We start from the raw sequence: 14,147 nt of genomic DNA, 5'->3' as shown, positions 1-14,147 counted from the left end.
CATGAGACAACCGGAAAAACGCGGCCTCGGGCGCGGCCTGTCGGCGCTGATGGCGGACGTCAAGATCGAGCCCGCGGCCGAGCGGGGCGAGGCGACGCGCGGCAAGGCCGATCTGATGGTGGCCTTGGATCTGCTGGAGCCCAATCCGGATCAGCCGCGGCGGATGTTTGCCCAAGAGGCGCTTAAGGAGCTTTCCGACTCGATTCGTGAGAAGGGGGTCATCCAACCCCTGATCGTGCGGCCCAGCAAACGCAGCGAAGGGCGATTCGAGATCGTCGCGGGCGAACGCCGCTGGCGCGCCTCGCAACTGGCCCAGCAGCACGAGGTGCCGGTCATCGTCCGCGAGCTGGACGATATCGAGGTGCTGGAGATCGCCATCATCGAAAACATCCAGCGGGCCGATCTGAATCCGCTGGAAGAGGCGATGGGCTACCGCCAGTTGATGGATCGCTTTGGGCACACACAAGATAAGGTAGCCGAGGCGCTTGGGAAAAGCCGCAGCCACATCGCCAATCTGTTGCGTCTGCTGCAATTGCCGGAAGAGGTGCAGGGCCATCTGCGCGAAGGGCGGTTGAGCGCGGGCCACGCCCGCGCGCTGATTACGACTGAAGATCCGGCCAAACTGGCGCGGCAGGTGATCAAGGGTCAGCTCTCGGTGCGTGCGACAGAGAAACTGGCCAAAGCGGGCTCTGGGCCGAAGCCGCGCCGGGTTCCGCCACCACTTGCGAAAGATGCCGATACCCGCGCGCTCGAGCAGGATCTGGCGGCCAATCTTGGCGTTGGCGTCTCGATCGAGCATCGCACCGACGGATCTGGCGATCTTGTCCTGTCCTATGCCTCGCTTGAAGAGCTGGACCGGCTTTGTGCGGCGCTGAGCTCGCCCGGGGGCGGCTTCGACTGAGGGTTAATCGGGCAGCAGCGCGCGGATTACCGCATTCAGCACAGCGCGGCCCGCGGCCGTGGCGCGTAGGAAACCCGCCTCGGCCCGGACCAGGCCAAGTTCGGACAGCTCATTGATTTCTTTAGAATCCAACGGCACGCCCGCCAGCCTCTCGTAGCGCGTCAGCGACAGTCCACGGGCGAGGCGGAGCCCCATCATAAGATATTCGACACCCTGATCGGCAGGGGAAACCGGGCTTCGCGACAGCTCGCCCGTGCCGGTGCGGGCGACCCGGTCGAGCCAGGCGGCCGGGGCAAGCGGCGTGTCGGTTGCCAGCCGTGCGCCGTCCAAGGTCAACCGGCCATGGGCGCCGGGGCCGATTCCGGCATAGTCGCCCGCCTGCCAGTAAATCAGGTTGTGCCGCGACTCGGCACCGGGCCGGGCGTGGTTCGAGACCTCATAGGCGGGCATTCCGGCGGCGCCGCAGATTTCTTGCGTCAGGGCGTAAAGATCGGCGCCGAGATCTTCGTCGGGCAGGCCCTTCAGACCGCCGCGCGCCAGCCGGTCTCCAAAGGCGGTGCCGGGTTCGACGGTCAGCTGGTACATCGACAGGTGATCGGCGGCCATGGCCAGCGCTTCGGTCAATTCCTCGCGCCAGGCGGCGAGGGACTGGGCCTGCCGGGCATAGATCAGGTCGAAACTGACGCGGGGAAAGCGGGCGCGGGCGATCTCGAAGGCGGCGCGGGCCTCGGCTACGCTGTGCATCCGGCCGAGCCGCCTCAGGTCTGCATCGTTCAAGGCCTGGACGCCCAGCGAGACGCGGTTGACGCCGGCCTCGGCAAATCCCGTGAAACGTCCGGCCTCGACCGAGGTCGGATTGGCCTCGAGCGTGATTTCCATGTCATTCGCGGGGGTCCAGACAGACCGGGCGGTCTCGAGGATGGCGCCGACCAGGTCGGGGGCCATCAGGCTGGGGGTGCCGCCGCCGAAAAAGACGGTGTTCAGCACACGGGGGCCGGTTTCGGCGGCAAGGCGGCGGATTTCGGAAAGATAGGCGTCTTGCCAGCGTTTCGTGTCGATCTCGGCCGACACATGGCTGTTGAAGTCGCAATAGGGGCATTTCGACAGGCAGAACGGCCAGTGGACGTAAAGCCCGAACCCGCCTTCCTGCCAGTCTTCAGCGGTCAAACAGGCTCACCAGTTTCTCGAAGGCGCGGGCGCGGTGGCTGATCTTGTTCTTTTCCCAGCGGTCCATCTCGCCGAAGGTGATGTCGTAGCCTTCGGGCTGAAAGATCGGGTCGAAACCATGGCCCTGATCGCCGCGCATCGGCCAGACGATGCGGCCGGGCATGCGGCCCTCGAACACCTCGTCATGGCCGTCGGGCCAGGCCAGCACGAAGGTGCAGCAGAATTGCGCGGTCCGGGGCTCGGGGGCGTTGGCCTCCTCGAGCTTGGTCCAGACCTTTTCCATGGCCATCGGGAAGTCGCGACCAGAGCCTGTTTCGGCCCAATCGGCGGTATAGACGCCCGGCGCGCCCCCCAGCGCGTCGACCGCAAGGCCGCTATCGTCGGCCAAAGCGGGCAGGCCGGTCGCCTTCGCCGCCGCATGGGCCTTGATCCGCGCATTGCCGACGAATGTGTCCTCGGTTTCTTCGGGTTCGGGCAGGGCGTGGTCGGCGGCGCCGGTGACGGAAATGCCGAAAGGCTTCAGCAGATCGGCGATTTCTTCGAGCTTGCCGCTGTTATGGGTCGCCACCAGCAGCGTCTTTCCGTCAAACCGGCGCATGGGCTCAGGCCCCCACCGCAGCCTTCTGGGCGGCGACCAGTTCGGCCACGCCCTTTTCGGCCAGATCAAGCAGCGCATTCATCTGCGCGCGGGTATAGGTCGAGCCTTCGGCCGACATCTGCACCTCGATCAGCTTGCCTGACCCGGTCATCACGAAATTGCCGTCGACGCCCGCTTCGCTGTCTTCGGGATAGTCCAGATCCAGCACCGGCTGACCGGCATAGATGCCGCAAGAGACGGCGGCGACCGGATCGACCAGCGGGTCCGAAATGACCTCGCCGGTCTTCATCAGCTTGTTCACGGCCAGCCGCAGCGCGACCCAGCCGCCGGTGATCGAGGCGCAGCGGGTGCCGCCATCGGCCTGGATCACGTCGCAGTCGACGGTGATCTGGCGTTCGCCAAGCGCCACGCGATCGACGCCGGCGCGCAGGCTGCGGCCGATCAGGCGCTGGATCTCGACCGTGCGGCCGCCCTGCTTGCCCTGGGCGGCTTCGCGGCGCATCCGGGTGGTCGTGGCGCGCGGCAGCATGCCGTATTCGGCGGTGACCCATCCCAGACCGCTGTTCTTGAGGAAGGGCGGAACGCGCTCTTCCAGCGTCGCGGTACACAGGACATGGGTATCGCCCATACGGATGAGGCAGGAGCCTTCGGCATGCTTGGTCACGCCGGTCTCGATTGAAACCGGGCGGAGTTCGCTTACATCACGACCTGATGGGCGCATCGGACTGTCCTTTCTTGGCGTTGGCGCTTTGCTCCCATGAGCCGGACGCCGATGCAACCCCGATTGATCGGGCCGATTGACGTGATCGGGATCTTCCCTTTAATGGCACCGCTTCGATGGAGGCGCGGCAGGTGAGCACCCAAGGCATTCTCGAAGAAATGAACGACCGCTCGCGCGAAGTGTTTCGCCGCGTGGTCGAGGGCTATCTCGAGTCCGGCGACCCGGTCGGGTCGCGCACGCTGACCCGGACGATGAGCGAGAAGGTCAGCGCCGCCACGATCCGCAATGTGATGCAGGATCTGGAATTCCTGGGTCTTCTGAACAGCCCCCATGTGTCGGCCGGGCGGGTGCCGACGCAGCTGGGGCTGAGGATGTTCGTTGACGGGCTTCTGGAGGTGCGCGATCTCAAGGAGGAAGACCGCGAGAAGATCGATGCGACGCTGGGGTCGAATACGTCCGATGTGGGGACGCTGCTCGACCGGGTGGGCGCGGCACTGTCGGGCGTGACCCATGGCGCAAGCCTCGTCCTGGCGCCGAAGCACGAGGCGCCGATCAAGCATATCGAATTCGTCAGCCTCGGGGCCGACCGGGCGCTGACGGTTCTTGTCTTTGCCGACGGCCATGTCGAGAACCGTCTGTTCCAGCCCGCGCCGGGGCAGACACCGTCCTCGATGCGGGAGGCCGCCAATTTCCTCAATGCGCTGGCCGAGGGGCGCACGCTCAGCGAGTTGCGCGAGGCGATGAAGGTCGAGATCGCGCGGCGCAGGCAGGAACTGGACGAGCTTGCGCGCACCATGGTCGAGGCGGGGCTTGCGGTCTGGGAGAGCGAGGGTCAGGATCAGGCGCGGCTGATCGTGCGCGGCCGGGCGAACCTGCTGTCCGATCCGGCAGAAGCCGCCGATCTGGACCGGATCCGCAGCCTCTTCGACGATCTGGAACGCAAGCGCGACATTGCCGAATTCCTCGAACTGGCCGAAGAGGGCGAAGGTGTGCGCATCTTCATCGGCTCCGAGAACAAGCTTTTTTCACTTTCGGGTTCCTCTTTGGTGGTCTCTCCATATATGAACGCGGACCGTAAGATCATTGGCGCCGTGGGGGTGATCGGACCGACCCGGCTGAACTACGGGCGGATCGTGCCGATCGTGGACTATACCGCCCAGTTGGTGGGCAAGCTGATCGCCGACCGCGGCAAGGGATGAAAGATGGCAGAACCTGAAAAGACCGAACCCGAAGACCTTGCGACCGAGACCGCAGGCGAAACCGAAGCCCCCGAGATCACCCCGGCGGAGGTCGAGGCGCTGAGGGCCGAGCGGGACGAGCTTCGCGACCGGTTCATGCGGGCGCTGGCCGATGCCGAGAACGCCCGCAAGCGGGCCGACCGCGACCGCCGTGAGGCGGAGAATTACGGCGGCTCGAAACTCGCGCGCGACATGCTGCCGGTCTACGACAACCTCTCGCGGGCGCTGGAGGTCGTGACCGACGAACAGCGTGCGGCCAATGCGGCGCTGCTGGAAGGGGTCGAGCTGACCCTGCGCGAGCTTCTGAACGTCTTCTCCAAGCACGGGATCGTGCGGCTGGCGCCCGAAGTTGGCGACAAGTTCGATCCGCAGCATCATCAGGCGATGTTCGAGGCCCCGGTGCCCGGCACGAAGGCGGGCGACATCATCCAGGTGATGGCCTCGGGCTTCATGCTGCATGACCGGCTTTTGCGTCCGGCGCAGGTGGGCGTCTCGTCGACACCGGCCTCCTGAGACCTAACTGTTTCCTGTGAAACGCCCGGCCCATAGGCCGGGCGTTTTTCTTTCGGCGCTAGTCCGGCCGCGCCAGGGCCTTCAGCTCGTAAAGCAGCTCCAGCGCTTCGCGCGGGGTCAGTTCGTCGGGATGGATGGCCGACATCCGGTCTTCCAGCGGCGAGGGGCCGGCCGGCACCGGGGCAGGGCGCTGCGGGATCGCGGCGGCCGAGAACAGCGGCAGATCGTCGATCAGCGTGGCATGGGACCGCCCGCCCTCGCGCTCGCCGCGCTCCAGCGCGTCCAGCACCACCCGGGCCCGGTCCACGACGCTGTCGGGCAGGCCCGCCAGCCGCGCCACCTGCACCCCGTAGGACCGGTCGGCCGCGCCCTTGCGGACCTCGTGCAGGAAGATCACGTCGCCTTCCCATTCCTTGACCGCCACGGTCGCGTTCTCGACCCCCGCCAGCTTTTGCGCCAGCGCGGTCATCTCGTGGTAATGGGTGGCGAAGAGCGCGCGGCAGCGGTTCGTGTCGTGCAGGTGTTCCAGCGTCGCCCAGGCGATCGACAGCCCGTCATAGGTGGCGGTGCCGCGCCCGATCTCGTCAAGGATCACCAGCGCGCGGTCATCGGCCTGATTGAGGATCGCGGCGGTCTCGACCATCTCGACCATGAAGGTGGACCGGCCCCGCGCCAGATCGTCCGAGGCGCCGACCCGGCTGAACAGCTGCGACACCAGCCCGATATGGGCCGAGGCGGCGGGCACGAAGCTGCCCGCCTGCGCCAGCAGCGCGATCAGCGCGTTCTGCCGCAGGAAGGTTGACTTACCGGCCATGTTGGGCCCGGTCAGCAGCCAGATCGCGGCACCTTGCCCGCCTTGGGCCAGGTCGCAATCGTTGGCGATGAAGGGCGCGCCGCCCTGACGCCGCAGCGCCCGTTCGACCACCGGATGCCGTCCTGCGGTCACGGCAAAGGCGCGGCTGTCATCGACCAGAGGCTCGCACCAGTCCTCGCCCCGGGCCAGATCGGCAAGACCTGTCGCAAGGTCGATTTCGGCCAGCGCGGCGGCGGCCTGACCGACCGGCCCGGCCTCGTCGAGGATCGCGGCCCGGAGGGTCTCGAACAGACGCTTCTCGATTTCCAGCGCCCGGTTGCCCGCGTTCAGGATGCGGGTTTCAAGTTCCGACAGCTCGACCGTGGTAAAGCGCAGCGCATTGGCCGTGGTCTGGCGGTGGATGAAGGTTTCCGACAGCGGCGGCGACAGCATCCGGTCGGCATGGGTGGCCGTCACCTCGATGAAATAGCCCAGCACGTTGTTGTGCTTGATCTTCAGCGACGAGATGCCGGTCTCGTCGACAAAGCCCGCCTGCATCCGCGCGATCACGCCCCGGCCCTCGTCGCGGAGCGTCCGTGCCTCGTCGAGACCCTCGTCATAACCGGTGGCGATAAAGCCGCCATCCCGGGCCAGCAGCGGCGGTTCGGCCACCAGCGCCCGGTCGAGCAGATCGACCAGCGCGTCATGCCCGGTCAGCGCGCGCCGCGCCTCGGCGATCAGGGCTGGCAGATCGCAGCCCAGCCGGTCGGCCAGCACGCCCGCCTGGGTCAGCCCCGTGCGGATCGCGGCCAGATCGCGCGGCCCGCCCCGGTCGAGCCCAAGCCGCGACAGCGCCCGGTCCATGTCCGGGCATTTTCGCAACTCGTCGCGCAGCGCATTGCGCAGCCCGGAATCCTCGACCAGTGCGCGGACCGCATCGAGCCGCGCGCGGATCGTCGGCAGATCGCGCGAGGGGCTGGAAAGCCGCCGTTCCAGCAGCCGCGCGCCTGAGGCGGTGACGGTGCGGTCGATGGCGGCCAGCAGGCTGCCCTCGCGCCCGCCGGAAAGGCTGGCCGTCAGTTCCAGATTGCGCCGGGTCGCGGCGTCGATCTGCATGGTGCCGCCCATCGCCTCGCGCACCGGCGGGCGCAGGAGCGGCAGCTTGCCCTTCTGGGTGATCTCCAGATAGTCGACCAGCGCGCCCATCGCCGACAGCTCGGCCCGGCCGAAGCTGCCGAAGCCTTCGAGCGTGCCCACCGAGAACAGCGCGGTCAGCCGCTTTTCGGCCGAGGCGCTGTCGAAGCTCATGCGCGACAGCGGGGTCACGGCGGCGCCCGCATCAGAGACTGCCTCGGCCCAATCGCGTTCGGTGGCCTCGTTCAGCAGCACCTCGCGCGGGGCAAGCCGGGCCAGTTCGGCGCCCAGCCGCACGCCCGGGCAACCGATCACCCGGAACGCGCCGGTCGAGATGTCGACCCAGGCCAGGGCGGCTTCGCCCCGGACCTCGGCGAAGGCGGCCAGGAAGTTGTGGCGCCGGGCCTCCAGAAGGCTTTCCTCGGTCAGGGTGCCGGGCGTGACCAGCCGGACCACGTCGCGTTTCACGACCGATTTCGACCCGCGCTTCTTCGCCTCGGCCGGGTCTTCCATCTGTTCGCAGACCGCGACCCGGAACCCCTTGCGGATCAGCGTCAGCAGATAGCTTTCGGCGGCATGGACCGGCACGCCGCACATCGGGATGTCCTCGCCCAGATGCTTGCCGCGTTTGGTCAGCGCGATGTCCAGCGCCTCGGCCGCGGCCACGGCGTCGTCGAAGAACATCTCGTAGAAATCGCCCATTCGGTAGAACAGCAGCGCGCCGGGATGGGCGGCCTTGATGTCCAGATATTGCGCCATCATCGGTGTGACGGATGCGCCGGCTTCGGTCACGGAACCCCCCTGTCGCTGGTCCGCGGACCTTACAAATCCGACCCTGCGGCGAAAAGCGGGAAATCCATGTCGATTTTCAAGTCTATTGAGGCGCGGGCGCCGGAGGGTTAAGACGCTTTTCACCTAGGAGGAGACCCCCGACAATGGCCGAGAAGTCCAAGATCACACCGGAAGAAGCGCTGAGCTATCATATCGAGCCCGTGCCGGGGAAATACGAGATCGTGGCGACCAAGCCCATGACCACCCAGCGCGATCTCAGCCTGGCCTACAGCCCGGGGGTCGCGGTGCCGGTGCAGGCCATCGCCGACGCGCCCGAGACCGCCTATGACTACACCACCAAGGGCAACATGGTCGCCGTCATCTCGAACGGCACCGCGATCCTCGGCATGGGCAATCTGGGCGCGCTGGCCTCGAAGCCGGTGATGGAGGGCAAGTCGGTCCTGTTCAAGCGCTTTGCCGATGTGAACGCGGTCGATATCGAGCTGGACACCGAGGACCCGGAAGAGATCATCCGGGCGGTGCGGCTGATGGGGCCGACCTTCGGCGGGATCAATCTCGAGGACATCAAGGCGCCCGAGTGTTTCATCATCGAGCAGCGGCTCAAGGAAGAGATGGACATTCCGGTCTTCCATGACGACCAGCACGGCACGGCGGTGATCTGCGCGGCGGGGCTGATCAACGCGCTGCATCTGTCGGGCAAGAAGATCGAGGATTGCAAGATCGTCCTGAACGGTGCGGGTGCGGCCGGGATCGCCTGCCTGGAACTGATCAAGGCGATGGGGGCGAAGCATGACAACTGCATCGCCTGCGACACCAAGGGCGTGATCTACCAGGGCCGCACCGAGGGCATGAACCAGTGGAAATCGGCCCACGCCGCCAAGACCGACGCGCGCACGCTGGAAGACGCGATGGTGGGGGCGGATGTCTTCCTGGGCGTCAGCGCCAAGGGCGCGGTGACGCCCGAGATGGTGGCCTCGATGGCCGAGAACCCGGTGATCTTCGCGATGGCGAACCCCGATCCCGAGATCACGCCCGAAGAGGCGCAGGAGGTGCGGCCCGACGCCATCGTCGCGACCGGGCGGTCGGACTATCCGAACCAGGTCAACAACGTCCTGGGCTTTCCCTATCTCTTCCGCGGGGCGCTGGATATCCATGCCCGGGCGATCAATGACGAGATGAAGATCGCCTGCGCCGACGCGCTGGCCGCACTCGCCCGCGAGGACGTGCCCGACGAGGTCGCGATGGCCTATGGCACCAAGCTGACCTTCGGGCGCGACTATATCATCCCGACGCCCTTCGATCCTCGGCTGATCTACACCATTCCGCCGGCGGTGGCGCGTGCCGGGATGGATACCGGCGTGGCGCGGCGGCCAATCGTCGACATGGACGAATACGAACAGCGGCTGAAGGCGCGGATGGACCCGACGGCTTCGGTTCTGTCGGGGATCGCGGCGCGGGCCAAGGCGGCGCAGGCCCGGATGATCTTTGCCGAGGGCGATGACGAACGCGTGCTGCGCGCCGCCGTCAGCTATCACCGCGCGGGCTATGGCCAGGCCATCGTCGTCGGCCGCGAGGCCGAGGTGAGGGAAAAGCTGCAGCAGGCGGGGCTTGCCGATGCCTATCGCGAACTCGAGGTGGTGAACGCGGCCAATACCGGCCATCTCGAGGCCTATCGGTCGTTCCTGTACCAGCGCCTGCAGCGCAAGGGCTACGATACCCATGACATCAACCGGCTGGCCGCGCGCGACCGGCACGTCTTTTCGGCGCTGATGCTGGCCAATGGCCATGGCGATGCGCTGGTGACCGGGGCGACCCGGAAATCGGCCCATGTGCTGGAACTGATCAATCACGTCTTCGATGCCCGCGCCCAGGACGGCGCGGTCGGTGTCACCGCGTTGCTGCACAAGGGCAAGATCGTCTTCATCGCCGATACGCTGGTGCATGAATGGCCCGAGGAAGAGGATCTGGCCAATATCGCCGTGCACGCGGCCAATGTCGCACGCGGTTTGGGGATCGAGCCGCGCGTGGCCTTCCTCAGCTTCTCGACCTTCGGCTATCCGGTCAGCGAGCGCGCGACCAAGATGCATCGCGCCTCGGAGGTGCTGGCCAGACGCGGGGTCGATTTCGAATTCGACGGCGAGATGACCGTCGATGTGGCGCTGAACCCGGTGGCGATGGCGCGCTATCCGTTCTGCCGCCTGTCGGGGCCTGCAAACGTGCTGGTGGTTCCGGCCCGGCATTCGGCCTCGATCTCGGTCAAGCTGATGCAGGAGATGGCCGGGGCCACGGTGATCGGCCCGATCCTTGCCGGTGTCGACAAGCCGATCCAGATCTGTTCCACGGTCTCGACCGTCAACGACATCCTGAACATGGCGCTGCTTGCCGCCTGCGAGGTCGGGTAAGCGCGCGTCACGAGGCTCCGGCAAAGGGCGCGGCGTCGCCCCAAAGCGCCCGCACCCTTTCGTCGCGCCCGCAGCCCGCGCGATAAAGCTTGTAGGCCTCGGCCTTGGTCTTGGGCCCGAACCGGGTCAGGATCAGGTCGCGGCTCTTGTAATAGTCCTGGTGATAGGCCTCGGCTTTCCAGAAGGTCGCGGCGGGCAATATCTCGGTCGCGATCCCGGACCCGAGCGCCCGCCCGGCCTTGCCCTTTTCGGCCTCTGCCACGCGCCGTTCGGCCGGATCAGAGACGAAAATCGCGGTCCGGTAGGTTTCGCCCCGGTCGCAGAACTGACCGCCCGCATCGGTCGGATCGACCGAGCGGAAGAACAGCTCGACCAGCCTTTCATAGCTGACCACGTCCGGATCGTAGGTGATCTTTACCGCCTCGACATGGCCGGTGCCGCCGCGCGCCACCTGCCGGTAGGCGGGATGGTCGACATGACCGCCGGTATAGCCCGAGACGACGTCGCTCACGCCCCGGACCTTCTCGAAATCGGCCTCGACGCACCAGAAGCAGCCGCCTGCGAAGATCGCTGTCTGCGGCTCGGCGGCCTGGGCGCGATGGCCCTGTGCGATATGGCCCAGGGCGATGGCCGCGATCAGCAAGGCCGTTCTGATGGTTCCGAAGGACGTGCCCATGAAGGCCTCCCTTTCCCGATATCGTCGAGGAAAAGGATAGAGCCCCCGGGAAATCGCGTGAAACGCAAAAGCGCGTGAACTCGCGAAAGCGGGGCCGGCCCGCGCAGGGCCGGTCCCTGAAGCGGATCAGCCCTTCAACTTGCGGTTCCGCGTCGCCAGCAGGCGCAGGCGCAGGGCGTTCAGCTTGATGAAGCCCGCCGCATCCTTCTGGTCGTAGGCGCCGGCGTCGTCCTCGAAGGTGACGTGGCTTTCGGAATAAAGCGAGGCCTCGGACCAGCGGCCGACAGTGCGGACCGAGCCCTTGTAGAGCTTCAGCCGGACGGTGCCCGAGACGTGCTCCTGGCTCTTGTCGATCAGCGCCTGCAGCATCTCGCGTTCGGGGCTGAACCAGAAGCCGTTATAGATCAGCTCGGCATATTTCGGCATCAGCTCGTCTTTCAGATGCGCCGCCCCACGGTCGAGCGTGATCTGCTCGATCCCGCGATGGGCCTCCAGCAGGACGGTGCCGCCGGGGGTTTCGTAGATGCCGCGCGACTTCATGCCGACGAAGCGCCCCTCGACCAGATCGAGCCGACCGATGCCGTGCTTGCCGCCCAGCTCGTTCAGCTTGGTCAGGACCGTGGCGGGCGACATCGCCTCACCGTTGATCGCGACCGCGTCGCCCTTCTCGAAGGTGACCTCGATATATTCAGGCTCGTTCGGCGCCTTTTCGGGGTCGACGGTGCGCTGATAGACGTAATCGGGCGCCTCTTCGGCGGGGTTTTCCAGAACCTTGCCCTCGGACGAGGTGTGCAGAAGGTTCGCATCGACCGAGAAGGGGGCCTCGCCGCGCTTGTCCTTGGCGATCGGGATCTGGTTTTCCTCGGCGAAGGCCAGGAGCTTGGTCCGGCTGGTCAGCGACCATTCCCGCCAGGGGGCGATCACCTTGATTTCCGGGCTCAGCGCATAGGCCGACAGCTCGAACCGGACCTGGTCGTTGCCCTTGCCGGTGGCGCCATGGGCCACGGCATCGGCGCCGGTCGCCTCGGCGATCTCGATCAGGCGCTTGGAAATCAGCGGCCGGGCGATCGAGGTGCCCAGCAGGTACAGCCCCTCATAAACCGCATTGGCACGGAACATCGGGAAGACGAAGTCGCGCACGAATTCCTCGCGCAGATCCTCGATGAAGATCTCCTTGGCGCCCATCATCTCGGCCTTCTTGCGGGCGGGCTCGAGTTCCTCGCCCTGGCCCAGATCGGCGGTAAAGGTCACCACCTCGCAGCCGTATTCGGTTTGCAGCCATTTCAGGATGATCGAGGTGTCGAGACCCCCGGAATAGGCCAGGACGACTTTCTTGGGCGCGGACTTGGGCGCAGACATGGGGCGACCTTTCGTCATTCGGATATCGGGCGGCGGATAGCTCTTTTCCGGGGCCAGAGCAAGGGAACCCGCGCGCAACGGGACGCTTGCGCGCGCAGGGCGAACGCGCCATTGCTGCGGCATGACCGAGTTTGCCGAAAAGGCCCGCGCCGCCGAAAAGGCGATGCGCGCGCTGTTCCCGCCCACACCGCTGCAACGCAACGTGCACCTGTCCGAACGCTACAAGGCCGATATCTGGCTCAAGCGCGAGGATCTCAGCCCGGTGCGGTCCTACAAGCTGCGCGGCGCCTTCAACGCGATGCGCAAAGCGCTGGAAGGTGCCACCGAGGCACCGGTCTTTGTTTGCGCCAGCGCCGGGAACCACGCCCAAGGCGTGGCCTTCGCCTGTCGGCATTTCGGGGGCCGGGGCGTGATCTTCATGCCGGTGACGACGCCCGACCAGAAGATCGGCAAGACCCGGATCTTCGGCGGCGAGAATATCGAGATCCGCCTGACCGGCGACTATTTCGACAACACGCTGGCCTCGGCCCAGGCCTATTGCCGCGAAGTGGGCGGGCATTTTCTTGCGCCCTTCGACGACGAGGACGTGATCGAGGGGCAGGCCTCGGTCGCGGTCGAGATGATGTCTGTGCTGTATCACACCCCCGATCTGGTGATTCTGCCGGTGGGCGGCGGCGGTCTGGCCGCCGGGGTCGTGTCCTTCCTGCGCGAGACCGCGCCCGGGATCGGCTTCCGGTTCGTCGAGCCCGCGGGCGGCGCCTCGCTGACCGCGGCGCTGGCCGAAGGCGGGCCGGCGACCCTGCCCAAGGTCGATACCTTCGTCGACGGGGCGGCGGTGGCCCGGATCGGCGCGCGCACCTTCGAGCGGCTGCGCGGGATCGACCCGGCGCATGTGCTGCTGGCGCCCGAGGACCGGATCTGCACCACCATCCTCGATCTGTTGAATGTCGAGGGGATCGTTCTGGAACCCGCGGGCGCGATGTCGGTCGATGTGCTGCCGGGGCTGGCCGAGGAGATCGAGGGCAAGTCGGTGATCTGCGTCACCTCGGGCGGCAATTTCGATTTCGAGCGGCTGCCCGAAGTGAAGGAACGCGCCCAGCGGTTTTCGGGCGTGAAGAAGTATTTCATCCTGCGGATGCCGCAGCGGCCCGGTGCATTGCGCGATTTTCTCGATCTTCTGGGGCCCGAGGACGATATCGCGCGTTTCGAATATCTGAAGAAATCGGCGCGCAATTTCGGCACCGTCCTGATCGGGATCGAAACGACGGAGGCGCGCAATTTTGCAGCGCTTTTCGCCCGGATGGAGGCGCAGGGCCTGACCTATCGCGATATTACCGAGGACCCGACGCTCGCCGATTTCCTGATCTGACGGGCGCCTGCTCGTCAGGCGACGTCGCGGCGCGTGCGGACCCTGCCCAGAAGCTCGACCTTCGAACTGGCATAGGCCGCGGTCAAGGGCACCAGATCGACGTTCTGGCCCTGGGCCAGCTGGCGTTCGATGCCCTGACAGAGCACGCAGAAATCCTTGAACCCGAGATTGAGCGCAGAGCCGCGCACGAAATGCAGATCGGCGGCCAGATCGGCCGGGTCGCGCCCCGGCGCCACACGCTCGATCACCTCGTCGACCTCTTCGAGAAACAGATCGAGCACCTCGTCGAACGCGTCTTCGCCGACTTCGTCCCGCAACTCGTCAACGCGAGTCCAGTCGATCATCGCACATACTCCATCGCCTTGCCTCTCCGTCGGCCCGGAGGCTAGCCGAGACCGCTTAACGGGGTCTTAGCCCATATCTGGACAGATGGGTCTAATTCGCGCGTTCATGGGGCGTTAAGTCGGCGGCTTTATGAACTAAA

General features: G+C 66.3%; 12 protein-coding genes. 5 read left to right on the top strand and 7 right to left on the bottom strand.

Translation table 11 applies throughout. From position 1 onward, the window contains the following. Position 1 precedes the first annotated feature (1 nt). Positions 2-901 (top strand): ParB/RepB/Spo0J family partition protein, encoded by a 900-nt coding sequence (locus tag DSD19_RS09935; RefSeq protein ID WP_113669472.1) that lies wholly within the window; start codon positions 2-4, stop codon positions 899-901. A 3-nt stretch (positions 902-904) separates the two neighbouring features. Here the strand turns inward: DSD19_RS09935 and hemW are convergent, their stop codons facing one another. The 3 genes from hemW to rph are packed head-to-tail and all read right to left on the bottom strand — an operon-like array spanning position 905 to position 3,387. Continuing rightward, positions 905-2,068 (bottom strand): radical SAM family heme chaperone HemW, encoded by a 1,164-nt coding sequence (gene hemW, locus DSD19_RS09930; protein WP_113669471.1) that lies wholly within the window; start codon positions 2,066-2,068, stop codon positions 905-907. Next, entirely contained in the window at positions 2,058-2,666 is a 609-nt protein-coding gene (gene rdgB / locus DSD19_RS09925; RefSeq protein ID WP_113669470.1) for an RdgB/HAM1 family non-canonical purine NTP pyrophosphatase, read from the bottom strand. The genes hemW and rdgB overlap by 11 nt, the downstream gene beginning before the upstream one ends. Before the next feature lie 4 nt (positions 2,667-2,670). After that, positions 2,671-3,387, bottom strand: a complete 717-nt coding sequence (gene rph / locus DSD19_RS09920) for a ribonuclease PH (RefSeq protein ID WP_113669469.1) — start codon at positions 3,385-3,387, stop codon at positions 2,671-2,673. Positions 3,388-3,545: 158 nt separating this feature from the next. Here rph and hrcA point away from each other — a divergent pair, with 158 nt between their 5' ends. Together hrcA and DSD19_RS09910 are read left to right on the top strand one after the other, a co-directional pair. Then, on the top strand, positions 3,546-4,586 hold the full coding sequence (gene hrcA, locus DSD19_RS09915; protein WP_243627885.1) for a heat-inducible transcriptional repressor HrcA: 1,041 nt from the start codon (positions 3,546-3,548) through the stop codon (positions 4,584-4,586). A gap of 3 nt (positions 4,587-4,589) precedes the next feature. Further along, the gene (locus DSD19_RS09910; RefSeq protein WP_075784148.1) at positions 4,590-5,138 is read left to right on the top strand and encodes a nucleotide exchange factor GrpE; all 549 of its coding nucleotides are present in this window, start codon (positions 4,590-4,592) and stop codon (positions 5,136-5,138) included. A gap of 58 nt (positions 5,139-5,196) precedes the next feature. Here DSD19_RS09910 and mutS read toward each other — a convergent pair whose 3' ends face one another. After that, the gene (mutS, locus tag DSD19_RS09905) at positions 5,197-7,827 is read right to left on the bottom strand and encodes a DNA mismatch repair protein MutS (RefSeq protein WP_113669467.1); all 2,631 of its coding nucleotides are present in this window, start codon (positions 7,825-7,827) and stop codon (positions 5,197-5,199) included. 173 nt (positions 7,828-8,000) lie between these two features. On the opposite strand from mutS, the gene DSD19_RS09900 reads away from it, so the two are divergent. Continuing rightward, entirely contained in the window at positions 8,001-10,259 is a 2,259-nt protein-coding gene (locus tag DSD19_RS09900; protein ID WP_075784150.1) for an NADP-dependent malic enzyme, read from the top strand. A 7-nt stretch (positions 10,260-10,266) separates the two neighbouring features. On the opposite strand, the gene msrA is transcribed toward DSD19_RS09900, so the two are convergent. Both msrA and DSD19_RS09890 read right to left on the bottom strand, forming a co-directional pair. Then, positions 10,267-10,935: a peptide-methionine (S)-S-oxide reductase MsrA gene (gene msrA, locus DSD19_RS09895; RefSeq protein ID WP_113669466.1), complete on the bottom strand. Its 669-nt coding sequence runs from the start codon at positions 10,933-10,935 to the stop codon at positions 10,267-10,269. A gap of 126 nt (positions 10,936-11,061) precedes the next feature. After that, positions 11,062-12,294: an argininosuccinate synthase gene (locus DSD19_RS09890; protein ID WP_113669465.1), complete on the bottom strand. Its 1,233-nt coding sequence runs from the start codon at positions 12,292-12,294 to the stop codon at positions 11,062-11,064. Positions 12,295-12,415: 121 nt separating this feature from the next. Here DSD19_RS09890 and ilvA point away from each other — a divergent pair, with 121 nt between their 5' ends. Then, positions 12,416-13,663 carry a threonine ammonia-lyase IlvA gene (gene ilvA / locus DSD19_RS09885; protein ID WP_113669464.1) on the top strand — a complete coding sequence of 416 codons (1,248 nt, stop codon included), beginning with the start codon at positions 12,416-12,418 and terminating at the stop codon, positions 13,661-13,663. Positions 13,664-13,677: 14 nt separating this feature from the next. On the opposite strand, the gene DSD19_RS09880 is transcribed toward ilvA, so the two are convergent. After that, on the bottom strand, positions 13,678-14,007 hold the full coding sequence (locus DSD19_RS09880) for an Hpt domain-containing protein (RefSeq protein ID WP_113669463.1): 330 nt from the start codon (positions 14,005-14,007) through the stop codon (positions 13,678-13,680). Positions 14,008-14,147 lie beyond the last annotated feature (140 nt).

Source organism: Rhodovulum sp. BSW8 (genome assembly GCF_003314725.1).
In the GTDB taxonomy this organism is placed as follows: Bacteria; Pseudomonadota; Alphaproteobacteria; order Rhodobacterales; family Rhodobacteraceae; genus Rhodovulum; species Rhodovulum visakhapatnamense.
The sequence above is the reverse complement of the archived record's forward strand: the minus strand, read 5'-3'. Positions and strand labels throughout refer to the sequence as shown.